Origin of the sequence: Anabaena sp. AL93 (genome assembly GCF_001672085.1) — a bacterium.
In the GTDB taxonomy this organism is placed as follows: domain Bacteria; phylum Cyanobacteriota; class Cyanobacteriia; order Cyanobacteriales; family Nostocaceae; genus Dolichospermum; species Dolichospermum heterosporum.
Genome location: NZ_LJOU01000040.1, coordinates 1 through 19,487 on the forward strand (window position 1 = coordinate 1; position 19,487 = coordinate 19,487).

Consider the following 19,487-nt stretch of genomic DNA (forward strand, 5'->3'; position numbering starts at 1 on the left):
AGGGCCTGCGCCCAATCAGGAATTAAGAGTAAAACCCGCTTGCTGTCCGGGGTAGAATTTAGATTCTGTACCTCATTAATCTGCAATTTGCTGTAAGTAATTGGACAAAAATATTTGGTGTTGCTGATTAAGGGTATGAATTTTAGTCTCACGCAAAGGCGCAATCACGCTTCGTGATCTCGAAGAGTAGACGCAAAGGTCAGAGTTTTAAAGGTTTAATTTGGGAATTTCATACCTTAGTTCAGCAACGCCAAATATTTACAGTCATTGCGAGCGAAGGGAAGCAATCACAACCCTTGGAATTGCTTCATTTCACTGCGTTCCATATGGCTAACGCCACGCTGCGCTAACGCAATGACATTGTGTAATTAATTCTGTCTCACTACTTATTTAAAATAATTTGAATTTAGCCAATTGGTTTTCAATCATTCCTGTCAGCATTTGCTTGAGTTCCGTACCATTTTGAAATTGTAAAACCTGCTGGGTAGGTAAATCAAAAGGAAACTGCCCTACCAAGTCTGGACGTTGCATTTGCACCAGCAAAATTTGTTCAGTCCGTTTACTGTGAATAGCATAACCCATTTCGACACAGACATGAGGACTGGGAATTAGTTGATTTGTTTCCTGACTGTCAATGCTAGTTATGGCAGTGGTATCAGCAATAAATAATAAACTCTTACGGATTTTTCTCATGCTGGCGCGATTTAAACGCAAACAAGCATTTTTTGGACGAGGTGATTCTACTAAAGTTAGGGGAAAATGCGATTTTTCATTTATACTTTTTAAAGTGGTAAGCAATTCTTCTCTGAGGAGATCATTAGCTGTCCCATATTCGGTTTGATAACAGAAATATATTGTCGGATCTAATTGGGCTAATACAGCCTGTTTAGTAAAATAAATTTCATGACTAATCAAGTCAATGTTAGCTACAGAATATCCACCGCTGCCTTCAATATAAAACTCAATATTTTCTCCTTCTAAATATCGCCCAAACCAAGTTGATGTTTTTACTGCGTCGCTATCCTCTAAAAAGTCTGCTCGCAATCCTGATTTTAATAAGCTTTTTTTACTCAGCCGAATATCTGGAGGACGTTTTTCCAGTTCTGCAATCGGTTCATAATCCGGTAGATACCACGCTCTGAGCGCAATAATTGACATAAGGCGCTATTTTCAATATCTCTTTCTATTTAATTCTAGTACAAAATTACAAACAACAACACCCAGACATCTACTAGCTTGTTGAATCCCTCTTTTTGTTAACTCTAGCCAGGGATGTACTACCTTTCATCAACTTGATCAACAAGGGATGGAAACCAGTCACAGCGCCCCCTGATTTTCATTCATTTGAGGAAATATCAGCTTTCGCGTTGGGTGTTGTTGTTTGTTGACGAGACAGATGTAAATTAAACAGCGCTTTTACCTCTCATTTGTGGTTTCTTTCTTCTTTCTCTCTAGCTGTCGTATCTGCCAGGGAAGCTATACCTGCTTCAACTATTAAGATAACAGCTTTAAATTCGATGGGACATTTTTGCAATTAAACTTTACTAAATAAAAAACATAAGTTTGATGAAAACCTATATTTTTGGGAATTACACGCTACTTTTAGCAGTAATTTTATTTTGATGCAATTGAGTAATTACTCAGGATTTTTTAAGTTTTGAAACAAAACAGATTTCACCCTCATGCACCCTAAAATACCTTAAAACCCTCCTAATGCACGAATATTATCAAGAATGGTAACTTCTCCATAGGGATCGCCCACAGCCCGCATTAAAGGTAAAGCTTGATTGTAAAAGACCAGTGCCTTTTGCTTTTCTCGTGACATACTCCACACACTCCCTTTCAGGTGAGTGTGGGCTTCTCGGCGACTCCTCTATGAAGACATTAACCGAGCTTTAAAGCCCTATGCCCTAGGGACTTTTTGAGATAATTTTTAACTTTTTTGATAGGCTGCTTTTCAGCATTTAATTGAGTTACACCTACCCTTGAAAATTATATCAAATATTTGAAAAAAAATCAAGAAAGTGTTCATTCCTCATCGCCTTCCTATCGGGTAGGTGAGAGGCTTCTACTGTTTAAGCTAAACAGTATTTTAATAGACAAGCAGTATAAAATTTTTCATATTTCTAATAACTGTAACCGTATTTCTGCCCGTACACTCATGAGGATTTTACCGAGGTGATTTTCTCCTGTATGATTTGCACCACAGCCCCAGAAACAGTCTGTAGGCGAATTTTCTATGAGCATTTCATCACCTGTGATTAATAATATTTCCCTAATATCAGGATGAGTGATAAATTTCTTGAATACTGCCCTTCGCATCACCTGAGTTTTCACCAATTCCCAATCTGGACGGAGACAACGAGAGGGACAACGTCCTAAAGCAGCAGCTTCTTCAGGGGTAGGAGCAGCGTGGATTAAAGGTATAATCGGGGCATCTGGACTACCAACAAACTTTTGTCCTTGATAATAATGCTCAACAGTTGGCCAATAAGTACCTTCGACATCAATCCCGTGAGGAGAAAAATTAGAAAAACACCCGTATGGCTGGGAAACCTTATAAAAGTAAATAGTCATGCTATTGGAGGAGGTAGGGGTGCAGGGACTGCGCCCAGTCAGGAGGAGTGCTGTAAGGCTTTTGACTTAATTTTTGGACTTCATTCAAGTACATACCGCTATAACATTAGCAAAATCAGTAATGATGTAAATAAATAATAGGTTAAGCCATTCTGTTTTATGACTACAGATGCTTTTGAACAAACAAATTGGGTGTGGCAGTTTTCCTTATTCCAACAGCAGGTAGGAGAATGGGTAGAATACCAATTTTCCAGATTTGAAACCACCTTACCAGAGTTGCCTCCTGGCTGGTCAATCAGTCCTTGGTTAAATGAATTACTAACAATCCTATTTTGGTCAGGATTGGGTTTATTCTTGCTATGGGTAGGTTGGCGCTTATGGCAGGAATTTAATCCTTATATCTATACTTGGCTGAAGGCGGTGAGTAATGCTAGGGGTTCTAAAACCAAAGCTAATTCCAGAGAAACATCCATTACCCTGTTATTAAGCCAAGCTCAGGAATTTCAACGGCAGTATAATTATAGAGAAGCCTGTCGTTGTATTTATTTAGCAATGTTACAACAATTACATGAACAAGCGATCGCTCGCCAACAACCCAGCCGCACGGACGGAGAATATTTGCAATTACTCAAATCCTCCGTCACCCTCCTCCAACCATATCAAACATTAATCACCACCCATGAACAACTGTGCTTTAGTCAGCATGAGATTTTAGCAGAAAATTATCAACAGTGTTGGCAAGCTTATAGAAAAATCCAGGAATCATTAGTCAGGAGTCAGGAGTAAAAGTTTCTTTTAAGGGACTTCCAAATAAAAATATGTCCCAAAACTAACGCAAAAACTCTCTCTATTTCTTCTCTCTCTGTGTTCTCTGTGCCTCTGTGGTTCTTTTGTTCATTTATTGGGATAATTTTTTTCTTGGAAATTCCTAATTCAGATAAATCATGAAACGCAATCAGCGCGTTGCTTGGTTAGGTGCGATAGTCTTAGCCGTGATTATTTTACTTACCACTATAGCAGCCCCCAACACCCAAATAACTAGTGGTTCTACTTATAATCGCGGACCTGATGGCTATGGTGCGTGGTATGCCTTTATGCAAGATCAAAATATCAGTATTCAACGTTGGCAAAAACCATTTAGTGATTTACCAACAACAAAAAACCCTATTACTTTATTACAAGTTAATAGCGCCCTTCAAGAAATAGAAATATATTCAGAACCAGAAGAATGGGTAAAAAAAGGGAATAACCTCGTAATTTTAGGAATTAAACAACCAGTAACAGCAGCAGTATTTAGTACACAGCAGCAATCACCCTTCGGAAACATCAAGATTGATACCCGTCGCCGATATCATACTTCAAAAGCAGAACAAGTCATATTAGGAGACGAATTTGGAGCAATAATTTGGCAGAAAAAATCCGGTAAAGGCAAAGTAATTTTAGTAACAACACCATATTTAGCTGCTAATGCCTATCAAGAGAATGACAGTAATTTTAAATTATTAGCAGATTTAGTCACTAAAAATAGTCAAAAAGTATTTGTAGACGAATATATACATGGCTATAAAGACAAAGATATTCAGAAAAAAGTAGGAGAAGATAGTATATTCAATTACTTCGCCAAAACTCCCCTATTACCAGCCTTTATCCAGCTAATTGTCCTATTATTGGCATTAATTTGGGCAGAAAATCGCCGCTTTGGTAAACCAGTAAACTTAGAAACACCTGTCATAAATAATAGTCAGGCTTATATTCAAGCTTTAGCGGGAGTTCTCCACAAAGCAGAATCTACCGATTTTGTCGTGGAAATGTTGGGGAAAGAAGAACAAATACAACTGCAAAAAGCTTTGGGTTTGAGTCAAATTCCTGTAGACAATCAGGTTTTACTAAAAATCTGGGAAGAACAAACAGGGAATAATACAGAAAAACTTAATGCAGTATTACAACTACAATCACAAAAACGTCGAATAAGTGAACGAGAACTGATAAGCTGGTTAGAGAAATGGCGTAATTTGCGAAAATAATTAAACGCAGATGAACGCAAATAAACGCAGATAAATACGGATGATTATGATTCTGTGCAGCTTTAGATAAATTTGGTATAGATCTTTTGATGAACATGATATTTCTCGAAATCTTTTTTTATTCCTTTTTTTTGTGAGTGATTGATAAATATGAGTGAAACTAATAATTCGGTTTTAATTAACCTGGGAAAAGCAATTAATCAAATAGTTGTTGGACAACCCGCTTTGATTAAACAGACATTAATTGCTTTATTAGCAGGTGGACATATTATTTTAGAAGGAGTTCCTGGCACAGGAAAAACATTGTTAGTTAAAGTATTGGCACAATTAATCCAATCTGATTTTCGTCGTATTCAACTAACTCCAGATGTTCTCCCGTCAGATATTACAGGGACAAATATTTTTGACTTAAATACCCGCGATTTCACATTAAAAAAAGGTCCCGTTTTTACAGAAATACTTTTAGCCGATGAAATTAACCGCACTCCTCCAAAAACCCAAGCTGCACTTTTGGAAGCAATGGAAGAAATGCAAGTTACCCTCGACGGTGAAAGTTTACCATTACCTGATTTATTTTGGGTAATTGCTACCCAAAACCCTTTAGAATTTGAAGGAACTTATCCTTTACCAGAAGCACAATTAGATCGGTTTTTGTTTAAATTAGTTGTAGATTATCCAGAACAAGCAGCCGAAAAACAAATGTTATTAAATCGTCAGTCTGGATTTACTGCAAAACGTACAGATATTGCTAACTTAAAACCTGTCACTACAGTAATTGATATTTTGCAAGCTAGACAAGCTGTAAAACAAGTTCAAGTATCAGAAACAATAGTTGATTATTTATTAGAAATTGTCAGAAAATCCCGTCAATATCCTGATTTAGCTTTAGGTGCATCTCCTCGCGCTGCGGGTGCTTGGTTGCAAACTTCTCAAGCCGCAGCTTGGTTATCAGGAAGGAATTTTGTCACTCCAGATGATGTAAAATCAGTGGCTTCACCCTTATTGCGTCATCGTTTATTATTGAAACCGGAAGCAATGCTAGATGGTTTACAAATTGATGCAGTAGTTGCAGCAGTAATTAATCAAGTTCCAGTTCCTAGATAAGTAGGTTGGCGTTGAAAATTGTCGTTATGGCAAGGCAAAAGGCAAGAGGCAAGAGTGAAGAGGGTTTAGGCGATTTTACATTTCTTTACACAGTTTGGTTTTATTGTGTTCACCTACTTAATTCATTGATAATCTCATGTTGAAAACGACTCTCATCACAAGAATTACGTTCCCTAAGAGACTTCCAAGAAATAAATTATCCCAAGAAACGAACCACAGAGGCACAGAGTACACAGAGAGAGAATTTTTGCATCAGTTTTGGGACATTTTTTTATTTGGAAGTCTCTAAAGAGACAAGGATAGTTAATAAAAACCATGAATGATTCAGCATTTATTATCTTTATTATTTTTGCAATAATTTGGCTTTTAATGGCAACTGCATCTGTAATTATCTTCTTGAAATCAGATGGGCAAAAAATTCATTTTGGCAAAACCGGACTGATTATTTCTATCTCTATTATTCTCCCAATTATTATGGCTCTGAGTTATGCAGCATTTAAGGGAACATTTTGAAATTTTCCTAATAGTCTAGTTGCAATTTGTCACAAAATTGACCGCAGAAGTCAGTATTCATAAATTCATCCTTGATAATATGATTCCATCCAAAAAAGTTTATTTTTTATTAATTGCGGGAATATTTATCTCCCCAATTTTATCTATGATTCTGGGAATTTATCAAACCATAATCATAACTTGTTTATTTGATCTTACGGTTTTCACCTTCATGGTAATTGATGGTTGGGGAATGAAAGCAAACCGCGTAGAAATTACCCGCGAATTACCATCACGTTTATCTATTGGTAGAGATAATTCAGTTATTTTAAAAGTAAAAGCTGGGAAAATTGATGCAGTTATTGAAATCCACGATTATTACCCACAAGAATTTACTGTTTCTACAACCACAGTTACAGCTAATATTAATGCTAATCAAAGCCAGGAATTAACTTACACAGTTTGCCCGAATCAACGAGGAGAGTTTTCTTGGGGAAATATCCAGGTTCGACAGTTGGGAATGTGGGGGTTTGTGTGGCATGATTGGCAAATTCCCCACAGTACACAGGTAAAAGTATATCCTGATTTAGTGGGATTGCGATCGCTCTCTATTCGTCTGACATTACAATCATCAGGTTCTATCCGCAAAACTCGGCAAATGGGTATAGGCACAGAATTTGCAGAATTGCGAAACTACCGCAGCGGTGACGATTTACGCTTTATTGATTGGAAAGCCACTGCTAGACGGGCCTACGGTAATACAGGACCCCTCGTTAGAGTTTTAGAACCAGAACAAGAACAAACATTATTGATATTACTAGATCGTGGCAGACTTATGACAGCCAAAGTCCAAGGTTTGCAACGATTTGATTGGGGTTTAAACACCACATTGTCCCTAGCATTAGCAGGATTGCACAGAGGCGATCGCGTTGGTATTAGTGTATTTGACAACAAAATACATACGTGGATACCCCCGGAACGAGGACAACATCATCTCAATCAACTCATTGATAAACTCACCCCTATTCAACCAGAATTACTCGAATCTGATTATTTAGGTGCAGTTACCCACGTCGTCAAACAACAAACCCGCAGAGCGCTCGTAGTCATCATTACGGACTTAGTTGATATCACCGCTTCCTCCGAACTTCTCGTAGCCCTTACCAGACTCGCACCCCGTTATTTACCCTTTTGCGTCACCCTGCGAGATCCTCAAGTTGATAATTTAGCACATACATTTACTGAAGATGCCACACAATCTTATATTCGCGCAGTTGCACTAGATTTATTAGCACAAAGACAACTGGCATTTGCCCAATTAAAACAAAAAGGAGTATTAGTTCTTGACGCACCAGCAAATCAAATTTCCGAACAATTAGTAGATAGATATTTACAACTTAAAGCCAGAAATCAACTGTGAAATATTGCAGGAATTAATGGAGGTAGGGGCGCAGGGCCTGCGCCCAGGAGTCATTGGTAAAACAATACAATTTCTTCCTTCGCGCCTTTGCGTGAGACATTCATATTTTCTTCTTCCGACTACAATACCGCACCAAAACCACAAACAAACCCATCCCCACCAAATATTTAATTGGATCTGGAACAATCGGATTTGGAGACAAAAAACCCTCAATTAAACCAGCAACAATCAACATCGGCACAATCCCAAAAACCAATTGTACAGCCAAAGAACCATAAAACTTCAAAGCATCCAGACGACGATATTTACCAGGAAATAAAATTGCCCTTGCCAGCAACAAACCTGAACCTCCTGCAAAAAATATCGCAGGTAATTCCAAAGCACCATGAGGAAATACAAACGCCCAAAACGGGTAAGCCAGATTATTTTGAGCAACTAAAGCACCAATAGCGCCCATTAACAAACCATTGAATACTAATAAATAAATCGTATATAAACCCGCCGTAATTCCCCCAGCTACAGCCCCAAAAGACACAGAAATATTATTCATCATAATATTACTAGAAGCTAATGGTTCAATCCCCACAATCGAACCCATCCATAATTCACCCTTATCTCGCACCAGAGAAATCAACCTTTCCGGTACTACCAAAGACATAAAACTCGGATCTTGCCAAGCATACCACCAAGCAATTAAGCCTCCTAAAATGAACATAGCGGTGGCTATGGCAATGTATAGCAACGTTTGCTGCACCACTTGAGGAAATCCCCACAGGTAAAATTCTTTCGCTGCTTGCCATTCCTGTCGCCGCGAACCCTGGTATATCTGTGTATAGGCGCGAGTTGTCAATGATTGTAAACTTTGAATTAAAGTTTTACCAACTTGCTGAGTCCGCGCCCTAGCTAAATCCGCTGCTACAGAACGATATAAACTCGCCAGTTCCCTAATTTCTGCCGAACGCAGGGACTTTAAGCGTTTTTGTTCTACCTTCTTCAACAAAGCATCTAAACGCTGCCAATTAGCCTCGCGTCTTCCTATCCAACGTTGAATATTCATAAAATTTCTAAATACTTAGTACAGATTAGCTTAAAATAACTTCAAAGTAAGCACCGTATCTTAGGAAAAAATTAACACCATGTCTGGAAATTTTGGTTCTTCTAGCTCCATACAACCATTGAGTTTAGGTAGTGTTGTCAGTGCGGGAATACGATTATACCGTTCCCATCTCAAAAAATATTTTCTCATAGCCCTTAAAGCTTATGCTTGGTTACTAGTTCCTATTTACGGTTGGGTGAAATTTTATGCCCTTTCAGCCCTGATTTCTCGATTAGCTTTTGGCGAATTAGTTAACCAACCAGAAAGCGTCTCATCCGGTGAGCGGTTTGTCAATTCCCGCTTATGGGAATTTTTTGTCAACATTATCCTCATGCTCGTCATTACTCTAGGAATTACATTTGGATCTATACTTATTGGTGGTTTACTAATAGGTATATCAACAGAATTACTAGGAGGATTACAGGATGCAAATCCAGCTAATATAGCTATTATCATTTTAATAACTTTGGTAGAAATAATAATCATTTTTACAGGAATTGTATGGATAGGAACTAGATTTTATTTAGTAGATGTTTCCCTAGCTATTGAGGATGATGTTAACGGTAGTTCAACGATTAATCGTAGCTGGGAATTAACCAAAGGAAATATCGGCAGAATAGTGTTAATCTCCCTAATTGGTAGTTTAATAACCATTCCCATCCAACTTATTATTCAAATCATCACTAGTATTGTTCAGTTGATTTTCACACCTTTACTAAAAGAGGGAAATGCTGGTTTTTCAATGATTTTTTCCCTGTTAATTCTTGGGCTGACTTTTGCTGGTTTAGCATTAATTACACCTTTTTGGCAAACAGTTAAAGCCGTTATTTATTATGACCTTAGAAGTCGGCGAGAAGGGTTGGGTTTACAATTACGTGATCACGATATTTAATTAAATTCAAATATAATGCACCTTTTTAATCGCATTAAATTCACTACACCTGAAAGTGTAGAAATAGAATTTACCCTGGCTGGAATTGGTAGTCGGGCTTTAGCACTAATGATTGACTACCTAATTTTAGCTTTTACTTTAGTAATATTGGCGTTAATATGGTCGTTTATTTTTCAGCAAATTACTGATTTGGGAGTTAGTATTTTTGGCTCTAATTTTGGTTTGTGGTTGATAGCCATATCTCTATTAAGTTTTTTCTTTATTTACACAGGTTATTTCGTCCTTTTTGAAACTCTTTGGCAAGGACAAACACCCGGTAAAAGGATTGCTAAAATTCGTGTTGTGCGCGATGATGGTAGACCTGTGGGTTTACAACAATCAGCATTACGAGCCTTACTCCGTCCTCTTGATGAATCCTTATTTATTGGTGCTTTTTTAATTACTTTTAGTAATCGAGAAAAGCGTCTTGGTGATTTAGCTGCTGGGACAATTGTAATTCAGGCAGAAACAGTTGTGAAATCATCAAATTTAGCTATTTCTGAAACAGCTAAATCTTTCCATATTCAATTACGAGAAATAGCCGATTTATCACTTTTATTACCAGATGATTTTGCCATTATTCGAGAATATTTACGCCGACGCGGTGGAATGTCCACAAAAGCGCGGACAGCACTTTCTTTAAAACTCACCCAACAGGTTCAATCTATTATTAATTTAGAAATTCTGCCAGGAAATATTGCTTCAGATGTATTTTTAGAAGCTGTTTATCTCGCCTATCAAAACCCTGAATTTTAGAGGTTGTTTGAAAAGTATTAGATGCAACCGATCATCTCCAGAAACCTAACCTTCCTTCCTCTAACATACCTCTAAGATACAAGGTTGGGTTGTGGAACGTAAATGTATCCCTGACGGGAGGCGTTAGCTATAGGCGTACCCCTGCGGGAGCCGGAAGCATCAGCCATAACCCAATATTATCATGGATTTTGTTGGGTTTCGCTATCGCTCAACCCAACCTACATTTCCTTGGGACTTCCAATTAAAAAAATACCCAAAAATTTCTTGTGGTGCAGGCCGAAAAGCCTGCTAATCATCAAGGACAGGCAGGATGCCCATCCCACAAAATTGTGATTGCTTCCCTTCGCTCGCAATGACTGTAAATATTTTTGTCCAATTACTTACCCAAAAATTTCTTGTGGTGCGGGACGAAAAGCCTGCTAATGATCAAGGACAGGCAGGATGCCCATCCCACAAAATTGGGTAATTTATTTTTTGGTGTTCCCTTAACCGACAAGTATTGCTACTTAATGGTGATTTTACCTTCAGCAAATTGGATTAAAGCTGTTAATTCTTCTGCTGATCCTACCACTAATAAGCGATCGCCTAAAAGGAGTGTAGTTTGACTATTGGGATAATCAATTTCTTCTCCATCAACCCGACAAATAGCCATTAAACTCACCCCAGTTAAATAACGCATATTCACTTCTTCTAAAGTCATGCCAATTAAAGGTGAATCTGCTGGTAAATCATACCAACGACGATTTAGATCACGGGTGACTTTTTGTAAATATTGAGAAACTTCAGCAGCAGAACTTTCAGGGCGTAAATCCAAATAATGATCTTGGCGAATTTGTTGCATTTTCTCTTGTACCACTTCTGGTAACAAACCCACAGTAATTAAGAGATGATTTACCATTTCCAAACTAGCTTCAAATTCTGGTTGGACAACTTCCTTTGCCCCCAATTGATAAAGAAGCTCAATATTTTTATCTTGGGTAGCACGGACAACTGTATCTAATTCTGGACATACTTCCAAAGATCGTTTTAAGCATAGTCGAATACTAGCAGGATCTGGGAGTGCGATCGCCATTCCTTGAGCATGACTAACACCAGCAGTTTCTAAGACATGAAGACTCACCGCATTACCATAAACATAGGCAATTCCTGCTTCCCTTAACTGTTGAATCCGACTTTCTGATTGGTCAATTACTACCACAGATAATTGATATTGCTGTAACAACTTCACCAAATTTTTACCCAGTCGTCCATAACCACAAACTACGATATGATTTTTCTGTGGCAAATCTTCCGAAAAATCACGAGCTTGGTCATCCACCAAATATGGTTTTAGCCAAGGCATAGATTCAGCAAAATCGAATAAAAATGGCACTAATCGCAAGACAAAAGGAGTCAACATTAAAGTAACGGCAGTAGTTCCTAAAATTAGTAAATATATCCGCCGAGACACCAAACCTAAAGATTGCCCTTCACTAGCCAGAACAAAAGAAAATTCCCCAATTTGTGCTAATCCCAACCCCACAATTAAAGATGTTTTTAAAGGATAGCGAAACAGGCTTACTAAAGGAGTAATAATTAAAAACTTACCCACAAAAACCAAAGCCACCAATCCGAGAATCAATTCTAGATTTTGCCACAAAAATACCGGATCAATCAACATCCCAATGGCAGCAAAAAATAAACTAGCAAATATATCCCGCAATGGTTCAACAATAGTCAAAGTTTCATCAGCATATTCCACCTCAGAAATCATCAATCCAGCGACAAATGCCCCCATTTCAATAGATAACCCCAAGTATTCTGTGAATATGGCAATTCCTAAACAGATGGTGACAATACCTAATAAAAATAACTCCTTACTTTCCGTTCTGGCTAATAATCTGAGTAAGGGAGGAATTAACCAAATCCCCGCTACAACCGCACCAGCGGCAAATAAACCAATCTTTAGCAATGCCATTAGCACAGCAATGCCAATCACCTCTCCTGGTGCATGGAGGGCTGGTAAGACAGCTAACATTAGTCCCAGTGCTAAATCCTGGACAACCAACATCCCCAGCATCACCTGACCGTGAGGTGTTTCCGTCTCATTGCGTTCCATTAAGCACTTGAGAACCACCGCAGTGGAAGACAGAGACAAAATCGAACCCAAAAATACACCTTTAGCGGGTAAAGTTCCCCAAGCGCCAGTGACACCACAGACCAAAACAGTGATGAGAATAGTCAGGATAATTTGTAAAGTACCACCTCCGAGAGCGATCGCTTTAACTTTCCTAAGTTCCGTTAAGGAAAACTCCACACCCAAAGCAAACAACAAAAACGCCACCCCAAACTGAGCCAAGGTTTCCACTTGGATAAGTTCCTTAATCAGTCGCAGTCCAGAAGGACCAACAACCATCCCACCAATGATATATCCCAGCAAAACAGGTTGTTTTAACAGCGCAGCTAATAGTCCACCGCAAGCTGCAACAGCAAACACCAAAACTAAATCAATAATTAAACGAAAATCTTCTTGCACCAGTTTTAATTAAGAACTATAAACAACCATATAGATTCAGCATACAAACTTTTAGCAATTTGCGGGGAGGGCTGCGATACAAGAAAATATAGCAGGGGGGCAGGGGGGGAGGATTTATTTAAGATTCCTCTGCGCCTCTGCGCCTCTGCGAGAGCAAAAAATCTAATTCAAGTACCCAAAAATCAGCCTAAAACCCGATAACCAATATCTCGGCGATAATACATTTCATCAAATTGAATGCTCTTTATACCTGCATAGGCTTGAGCTAAAGCTGCTTGAAAATCCTCACCCAAACCAGTGACATTTAACACCCTACCGCCATCTGTCACAACTTCCTGGACGGCATTTAACCTTGTCCCCGCGTGAAAAACCGTCGCCCCTACGGTCTGGGCTGCGGCAAAACCAGTAATTACCTTACCCTTAATATACTCTCCCGGATAACCACCAGAAGCAGCCACCACCGTCGCCGCTGCCCCTTGTTTCCAAGCAATCGGCGGCATATTTCCTAACCGCTGTTCTATACAAGCCAAAATTAAATCTTCCAAAGGTGTTTCTAGCATTGGTAAAATCACTTGGGTTTCTGGATCACCAAAGCGACAGTTAAATTCTAAAACCCGAAAATCCCCATCTGGTGAAATCATTAACCCCGCATACAAAATGCCTCGGTAGTCAATGCCCCTAGCCTGTAAGGCGTGAATAGTTCTTTCTAATACTTCTGTTTGTACCCGTGCCATTAACTGCGGTGTGGCTATTGGGGCGGGAGCATAAGCACCCATGCCCCCGGTATTGTCTCCTGTATCACCTTCACCAACACGCTTATGATCTTGAGCAGGTAATAATGGACGAATGGTTAAACCATCGGTGAGAGCTAAAATAGATACTTCTTGCCCGACTAAACATTCTTCAATGACAACGGAACTACCAGCAGATCCAAATTGTCCTTGAAAAATTGCCTCAATTGCTGCTTCAGCTTGGGCAATGGTTTCGGCAACTGTTACCCCCTTTCCAGCCGCTAAACCATCGGCTTTAATCACAATGGGCGCACCTGCGGATTGAATGTAAGCTTTTGCTGGGGCTGCTTCTGTAAATACCGCAGATTTAGCTGTGGGAACTCCGGCTTCTGCCATTAAGGCTTTAGCCCAGGCTTTACTTGCTTCTATTTGCGCCCCTTCCTTATTTGGACCAAATACCATTAAGCCTTGATTTTGCAAATAATCAGTAATTCCCTGAGCTAAAGGTACTTCTGGTCCAACAATTACTAGAGGAATATCATTATTTACCGCATATTCGCTAATACCAGCAAAATCATCCACTGCTAAGGGCAAGTTTTCACAACCGGGCATAGTTGCAGTACCACCATTACCTGGTACACAGACCACTTGCTCGATTTTATCAGATTGCAGCAGTTTCCACGCTAGAGCGTGTTCCCGTCCCCCATTCCCGATAACTAAAACTTTCACTTATTTCCTCGCGCGTAATCCAGCAAAACGAGAATATATGATACCATCTTCAATTGTCCAAGCTGGTAATCTGGCTAGATTTAGGGTTTGTGTGCCAAAAGAGCGAACTGCTTGCAGCAGCACTTTGCGATCGCACAATCATAATCTAATAATATGCTCTTAGTTTTATCCTAGATGCTATTTATTAGATATGTTGTGATAAGCTTAAATTATAGAAAATCAATAATACTTTTGATATTTATAACTTTTAGCAATTTGCCTTTAGATTTTCTTAATAATTAATTGAGAATCTTTTCTATTTATCAACGAGGTTGCTATACTTTCAGCGATTTGCTATAATTTCAGAGAATTTCATAATTGGCTTACTATTGTCAATTTTAGATCTTTCAGAAGATGTTAGTCTCAAACCCTTTATTGACAGTAGTTTCAGAAATTAATTTCCCAGGCTAATACAAAACTTTACAAAAATTTTAGCCATAAATTTGCTCAGAAATGATCTAATTTGAGCGATAGTAAAAATTTACTATTGACAAATTGACAAATAAGTGATTAGTAACCTTTCAACGTTATTAATTTTAGTGATATGAAGTCAATATGAATCACTTTAACTTCGATATATGGTAGGGGTTTAGCACTACTCATTGGTGTCAACTTAGGTTACAGATGGCTTATTTGTTTGGCTTCCACACCCGCCAGGGAATAAATTCCCTGTCTCATAGCTCAAGTCCGTTAAAACGGACTAATGAATTTTCCTAGTATTTAGTCATCTTTTAGATGACTTTCGCTATTAGCAAGGAACTTGAGTTCCTTGCGGGATGAAGATTTTGCGTTAAGTTGACACCGTTGACACCATTAAGCTTTTGCTTTACTCCTACCCACAGAATCAAATTATTAAGGCGTGTTGAGTATAGCATATTGCAATGACAATGACATTACGGTATTTGGTGAAAAAATCGCTATTTCTGGTAATAATTATAGCTAAACCCCGTCTAAGATGAAAACCATAGTTATTGAAAGTAGTGGGAGCATCTTGCTCCCTGCTGTTAAGTAGCGAGCAAGATGCTCGCATTACTTCAGGTTTCAAAATGGATGAGGTTTATAGCCATTAAGTAGAGATATTCCGCCGGAACGTCCTAACTACCCTGTCTGGTGCTATACAGCACTTCCTGATGTTATGAGGTACGGTTTTTTATCGCCAAACCCGTAGGGGCGCAGGGTCTGCGCCCTCCATTGCATTTCATTAGAGCGAGAATTGGGGGTTTTTGGCAAGGAAAGGTTAATATTTTTGATGATTTTGATCCGATTAGTAGGTCGCGGTTCGCTATCGCACTAACTTAATTGAGATTTTATATGTTCAGAAATTTGTCTTTTATGGATTTTTTGTAAAATATCTTTGCGTAGTTCGCATAAGCCGAACCATTCAAAAAAATCCATTTCATCTCCTAAATTTCCTGAGTTAAATTGTTCTAAAAATTGTTCAGAAGTGAGTTGATATTTTTTCTCAAATTTATCTATATCTAAGTTATAGATAGCGAGTTTTTGACGATAACGGGTTAAAATTAAATTTAAAAGTTGTCCAATAATTCTATCTAATTCTGTGTTGTCGCTACAGTTTTCACCCAACAGTTCTAATTTTTCTAATGTATTCATAATTATATATATGTTTTTAGTGAAGTTTTTCTTGATTATACAGTATTCGAGGCAATAAATACCATATATAGGTGCGGCTCTTTTAGGAAGACAAAATACTACATCCGCTTAATATTGAATTTTAAATGTTTATTGATGATTTCTGAATTTTGCTAAGTAGGTTGGCGTTAAAAATTGTCGTTATGACAAGGGAACAGGGAAGAGGTTTGGGGAGATTTTACTTTTCTTTACACAGTTTGGTTTTATAATTTTGACCTACTTATATTATTCATAATGGCTGTATGATAAGTTTAAATTATAGAAAATCAACAATACTTTTGATATTTATAACTTTTAGCAATTTGCCTTTAGATTTTCTTAATAATTAATTGAGAATCTTTTCTATTTATCAACGAGGTTGCTATACTTTCAGCGATTTGCTATAATTTCAGAGAATTTCATAATTGGCTTACTATTGTCAATTTTGGATCTTTCAGAAGATGTTAGTCTCAAACCCTTTATTGACAGTAGTTTCAGAAATTAATTTCCCAGGCTAATACAAAACTTTACAAAAATTTTAGCCATAAATTTGCTCAGAAATGATCTAATTTGAGCGATCGCAAAAATTTCCTATTGACAAATTGACAAAGAAGTGATACATAACTTGTCACCCGTTAAGGGGTAAAGCAAGAGCTTCATTGGTGTCAACTTAACGTAAAACATCTATCCCGCAAAGAACTCAAGTTATCTCATTCCCAGTCTCTGACTGGGAATGAATTCTAGAAGGCTCTGACTTCAATGATATTAGAGGCAGAGCCTCATTAACTGCATTCCTAGTCAGAGACTAGGAACGAGATGTGGTAGGGATTTGAGATTAAGTTGACACCATTAAGCTTTTGCTTTAAGTAGTGAGACAAAATTAATTACACAATGTCATTGCGTTAGCGCAGCGTGGCGTTAGCCATATGGAACGAAGTGAAATGAAGCAATCACAACCCTTGCGATTGCTTCCCTTCGCTCGCAATGACTGTAAATATTTTTGTCTAATTACTTAAAACATTTAATACAACAATCATGACTTTTCAAACACCCTCTAAGGTAGTATTCAGGAGGCATTCAATGTTGTTAAACTTAACTAATTCATAATTATTTAGTTTCCTTTCTTTCCTTACCAGATAATATATCGTGCATCTTAACGACTGCACCAATTACAGCTATTGCTGGGGCAAGAAATCCTTTTGTTTCCACTTGTTTGACAATTGTTCCTAACTCACCAATTAATTCTTCCTGTTCTGGCCGAGTTCCCCAGCGAATTAAGGCAATGGGTGTATCTAAACTCAATCCAGCTAGGGTAAATTGTTCAATAATGTAGGGTAAATTATGAATACCCATATAAATTACTATAGTTTCCGAACCGTGAGCTATCGCTTGCCAATTTACCTGGGGTTTATACTTACCAGCGGATTCATGTCCAGTTACAAAAGTGACAGAAGAACTATAAAGCCGATGGGTTAAAGGAATACCAGCATAGGCGGCAGCGGCGATTCCCGATGTAATTCCGGGGACAACTTCTACCTGGATACCTGCGGCTATTAATTCCGCCATTTCTTCCCCACCACGACCAAAGATAAAAGGATCACCACCTTTGAGGCGGACAACTATGGCATGATTTTCTGCTTTTTCAATGAGTAATTGGGTGGTGACTTCCTGTAACAGTGAATGTCTACCCATACGTTTACCCGCGTTGATTTGTTCGGCTTGGGGGTTAATCATTTCCAGCACTTCTGGACTCACCAAAGCATCATAAATAACCACATCTGCACAAGCTAATAAACCTTTTCCTTTGAGAGTCATGAGTCCAGGATCTCCAGGACCTGCACCGACTAAATAGACTTTACCCAACAACTTTTTCCTCTTCTTTGATGAAATTCTCGATTAAATTCGCAAATTCTCGACTTGTTCCTAATGGTTGTGCGAGTTGAAAACTGACTGATGGAAATTGTAATTTTAGCGTTTCTACTGCCAGAGCGATCGCATCAGTTATCCCACCTGTAAATAAAAAATAGGGGAAAATCGCAATTCGTCCATAACCAGCAGCGATTAATTCTTGTACTCTGACTTCTAAACTGGGAGGGACAGACCAATAGGCTGTAACTGCGCCGACAGTAGCTGCTATACTTTCGACAGAGGTATGAGAACCAGCCCGTCGGCTACCATGAGCTAAAATAATGGATACATCTGCTTTAATCGTAGTCATTATCCCCGCGAAAAACTTTTCTAAACCAGGATAACTACCAATATAAGGACGCAATTCTATTATCATTCCTTCACTGATAGCCTGTTCTGCCAGGGCGATTTCTGCGGGAATATCAGTCATCACATGAAATCCCGGTAACAAAAATAGGGGAATAATTTGCAGCTTTTTACAGCCAAAAGCCTGAACAAGATTAGCAAAATCTTGAATTTGCAGATGTAAAGGTTGGATATTTGCCTCTAGGGTAGCAACTTCTACGAAATTTTCCCCTGGGGGTAATATCTCTCTTAACAGCCTAGCTAATTGCTGCATAGCCATATCTGGACGAGGATCACGACTCCCATGAGATACTAAAAGATAAGCGGTAATGTTGTTAAGTTGCATATTAGGTAAATCAAACAAAAGCCGCAGCGGGGACTGTAAAGATTAAATCACAATTCGCCCTATACTCTGACTTTGTTCAAAATTCATTCTTGTTATAGGAAGGATAAAAATCATGAATAAACTTCTTTTATATTTTGCATTAACAACAGGTACAGCGTTAACCCTCGGACTCACAGGAATCATTCCCTCTCAGGTGGCAAATTTAATGCCAATTGGCAGCAATCCTGCTTTAGCGCAAACAAATATTGATTTGAATGTTCTTAGAAGCAATGCTTTGTCTAAACATAACGTTTATCGAGCTATCCATCGTAGTCCCAATATGACAATTAGTAATTCTGCTAATAACACTGCTCAAACCTGGGCGCAATACTTAGCAGCCAATGGGTTGCTTCAACACAGTGCAGCTAATCAGCGCAATAATGCTGGAGAAAACTTATATGTTTACTACACTACAGCCCCTTCGATAAGTTCAGACAGCCTGGCTAACACAGCAGTTCAGTCATGGTACGATGAAGTCAAAGCTTATAACTATAATAGTCCAGGTTTCTCTTCTGCTACCGGGCATTTTACCCAGGTTGTGTGGAAAAGTAGCACCCAGTTAGGTTGTGGTGCGGCAAGAGGCACTAAAACTATGAATGGGACTAAATTCAACGCTTTCTATGTGGTCTGTCATTATATACCCGCTGGTAACGTGCAAGGGCAGTTTCCCGCCAACGTTCTAAAACCGTAGGGAAAAAGTCATTTTTCTGTTTTCTATACTCAAAACGGTTGGGACATAAGTAGGTGAACACAATAAAACCAATCTATGTAAAGAAAAGTAAAATAGCCCAAACCCTCTTCACTCT

18 protein-coding genes are annotated in these 19,487 nt (G+C 38.5%); 8 read left to right on the forward strand and 10 right to left on the reverse strand.

Annotated elements, in window-relative coordinates:
• Positions 1–390 precede the first annotated feature (390 nt).
• The 3 genes from AN486_RS12175 to AN486_RS12185 all read right to left on the reverse strand — a co-directional run bounded on the left by AN486_RS12175 (position 391) and on the right by AN486_RS12185 (position 2,577).
• Positions 391–1,158 (reverse strand): hypothetical protein, encoded by a 768-nt coding sequence (locus AN486_RS12175; RefSeq protein WP_053539445.1) that lies wholly within the window; start codon positions 1,156–1,158, stop codon positions 391–393.
• Between the two features lie 541 nt (positions 1,159–1,699).
• Complete coding sequence (locus AN486_RS12180) at positions 1,700–1,825, reverse strand: hypothetical protein (RefSeq protein ID WP_256366891.1); 126 nt, start codon at positions 1,823–1,825, stop codon at positions 1,700–1,702.
• A gap of 293 nt (positions 1,826–2,118) precedes the next feature.
• Complete coding sequence (locus AN486_RS12185; protein ID WP_053539444.1) at positions 2,119–2,577, reverse strand: NADAR domain-containing protein; 459 nt, start codon at positions 2,575–2,577, stop codon at positions 2,119–2,121.
• A gap of 159 nt (positions 2,578–2,736) precedes the next feature.
• Between AN486_RS12185 and AN486_RS12190 the strand changes: the two genes are divergently transcribed.
• The 5 genes from AN486_RS12190 to AN486_RS12210 all read left to right on the forward strand — a co-directional run bounded on the left by AN486_RS12190 (position 2,737) and on the right by AN486_RS12210 (position 7,617).
• Entirely contained in the window at positions 2,737–3,363 is a 627-nt protein-coding gene (locus AN486_RS12190; protein ID WP_053539443.1) for a DUF4129 domain-containing protein, read from the forward strand.
• Between the two features lie 158 nt (positions 3,364–3,521).
• Positions 3,522–4,601, forward strand: coding sequence for a DUF4350 domain-containing protein (locus AN486_RS12195; protein WP_053539442.1), 1,080 nt, complete (start codon positions 3,522–3,524; stop codon positions 4,599–4,601).
• A 150-nt stretch (positions 4,602–4,751) separates the two neighbouring features.
• Entirely contained in the window at positions 4,752–5,705 is a 954-nt protein-coding gene (locus AN486_RS12200; RefSeq protein WP_053539441.1) for a MoxR family ATPase, read from the forward strand.
• 315 nt (positions 5,706–6,020) lie between these two features.
• Positions 6,021–6,218, forward strand: a complete 198-nt coding sequence (locus AN486_RS12205) for a hypothetical protein (protein WP_190383429.1) — start codon at positions 6,021–6,023, stop codon at positions 6,216–6,218.
• 79 nt (positions 6,219–6,297) lie between these two features.
• Positions 6,298–7,617, forward strand: coding sequence for a DUF58 domain-containing protein (locus tag AN486_RS12210; RefSeq protein ID WP_290600841.1), 1,320 nt, complete (start codon positions 6,298–6,300; stop codon positions 7,615–7,617).
• 100 nt (positions 7,618–7,717) lie between these two features.
• On the opposite strand, the gene AN486_RS12215 is transcribed toward AN486_RS12210, so the two are convergent.
• A complete protein-coding gene (locus tag AN486_RS12215; RefSeq protein WP_290600843.1) occupies positions 7,718–8,674 on the reverse strand; it encodes a stage II sporulation protein M in 957 nt (318 codons plus the stop codon).
• Positions 8,675–8,753: 79 nt separating this feature from the next.
• On the opposite strand from AN486_RS12215, the gene AN486_RS12220 reads away from it, so the two are divergent.
• Both AN486_RS12220 and AN486_RS12225 read left to right on the forward strand, forming a co-directional pair.
• The gene (locus AN486_RS12220) at positions 8,754–9,605 is read left to right on the forward strand and encodes a DUF975 family protein (protein WP_168636954.1); all 852 of its coding nucleotides are present in this window, start codon (positions 8,754–8,756) and stop codon (positions 9,603–9,605) included.
• Positions 9,606–9,620: 15 nt separating this feature from the next.
• Complete coding sequence (locus tag AN486_RS12225; protein WP_053539436.1) at positions 9,621–10,400, forward strand: RDD family protein; 780 nt, start codon at positions 9,621–9,623, stop codon at positions 10,398–10,400.
• A 502-nt stretch (positions 10,401–10,902) separates the two neighbouring features.
• On the opposite strand, the gene AN486_RS12230 is transcribed toward AN486_RS12225, so the two are convergent.
• The 6 genes from AN486_RS12230 to AN486_RS12255 form a co-directional block, all read right to left on the reverse strand.
• The gene (locus tag AN486_RS12230) at positions 10,903–12,915 is read right to left on the reverse strand and encodes a cation:proton antiporter (RefSeq protein ID WP_053539435.1); all 2,013 of its coding nucleotides are present in this window, start codon (positions 12,913–12,915) and stop codon (positions 10,903–10,905) included.
• Between the two features lie 182 nt (positions 12,916–13,097).
• Positions 13,098–14,375, reverse strand: coding sequence for a phosphoribosylamine--glycine ligase (gene purD / locus AN486_RS12235; protein ID WP_053539434.1), 1,278 nt, complete (start codon positions 14,373–14,375; stop codon positions 13,098–13,100).
• Entirely contained in the window at positions 14,376–14,498 is a 123-nt protein-coding gene (locus tag AN486_RS12240) for a hypothetical protein (protein WP_268871214.1), read from the reverse strand.
• A 1,206-nt stretch (positions 14,499–15,704) separates the two neighbouring features.
• Entirely contained in the window at positions 15,705–16,025 is a 321-nt protein-coding gene (locus AN486_RS12245) for a hypothetical protein (RefSeq protein WP_053539433.1), read from the reverse strand.
• Between the two features lie 1,125 nt (positions 16,026–17,150).
• Positions 17,151–17,906, reverse strand: a complete 756-nt coding sequence (gene cobA / locus AN486_RS12250; protein WP_290600849.1) for a uroporphyrinogen-III C-methyltransferase — start codon at positions 17,904–17,906, stop codon at positions 17,151–17,153.
• Positions 17,899–18,642 (reverse strand): sirohydrochlorin chelatase, encoded by a 744-nt coding sequence (locus AN486_RS12255; RefSeq protein WP_290600850.1) that lies wholly within the window; start codon positions 18,640–18,642, stop codon positions 17,899–17,901. Before AN486_RS12255 ends, cobA begins: the two co-directional genes overlap by 8 nt.
• Before the next feature lie 112 nt (positions 18,643–18,754).
• Here AN486_RS12255 and AN486_RS12260 point away from each other — a divergent pair, with 112 nt between their 5' ends.
• Complete coding sequence (locus tag AN486_RS12260) at positions 18,755–19,372, forward strand: CAP family protein (protein WP_168636949.1); 618 nt, start codon at positions 18,755–18,757, stop codon at positions 19,370–19,372.
• Positions 19,373–19,487 lie beyond the last annotated feature (115 nt).

Bases quoted from the DNA above. Each gene is read 5' to 3' on its own strand.
- AN486_RS12175 (WP_053539445.1), bottom strand. From the start codon at position 1,158: ATGTCAATTATTGCGCTCAGAGCGTGGTATCTACCGGATTATGAACCG.
- AN486_RS12180 (WP_256366891.1), bottom strand. From the start codon at position 1,825: ATGTCACGAGAAAAGCAAAAGGCACTGGTCTTTTACAATCAAGCTTTA.
- AN486_RS12185 (WP_053539444.1), bottom strand. From the start codon at position 2,577: ATGACTATTTACTTTTATAAGGTTTCCCAGCCATACGGGTGTTTTTCT.
- AN486_RS12190 (WP_053539443.1), top strand. From the start codon at position 2,737: ATGACTACAGATGCTTTTGAACAAACAAATTGGGTGTGGCAGTTTTCC.
- AN486_RS12195 (WP_053539442.1), top strand. From the start codon at position 3,522: ATGAAACGCAATCAGCGCGTTGCTTGGTTAGGTGCGATAGTCTTAGCC.
- AN486_RS12200 (WP_053539441.1), top strand. From the start codon at position 4,752: ATGAGTGAAACTAATAATTCGGTTTTAATTAACCTGGGAAAAGCAATT.
- AN486_RS12205 (WP_190383429.1), top strand. From the start codon at position 6,021: ATGAATGATTCAGCATTTATTATCTTTATTATTTTTGCAATAATTTGG.
- AN486_RS12210 (WP_290600841.1), top strand. From the start codon at position 6,298: ATGATTCCATCCAAAAAAGTTTATTTTTTATTAATTGCGGGAATATTT.
- AN486_RS12215 (WP_290600843.1), bottom strand. From the start codon at position 8,674: ATGAATATTCAACGTTGGATAGGAAGACGCGAGGCTAATTGGCAGCGT.
- AN486_RS12220 (WP_168636954.1), top strand. From the start codon at position 8,754: ATGTCTGGAAATTTTGGTTCTTCTAGCTCCATACAACCATTGAGTTTA.
- AN486_RS12225 (WP_053539436.1), top strand. From the start codon at position 9,621: ATGCACCTTTTTAATCGCATTAAATTCACTACACCTGAAAGTGTAGAA.
- AN486_RS12245 (WP_053539433.1), bottom strand. From the start codon at position 16,025: ATGAATACATTAGAAAAATTAGAACTGTTGGGTGAAAACTGTAGCGAC.
- AN486_RS12255 (WP_290600850.1), bottom strand. From the start codon at position 18,642: ATGCAACTTAACAACATTACCGCTTATCTTTTAGTATCTCATGGGAGT.
- AN486_RS12260 (WP_168636949.1), top strand. From the start codon at position 18,755: ATGAATAAACTTCTTTTATATTTTGCATTAACAACAGGTACAGCGTTA.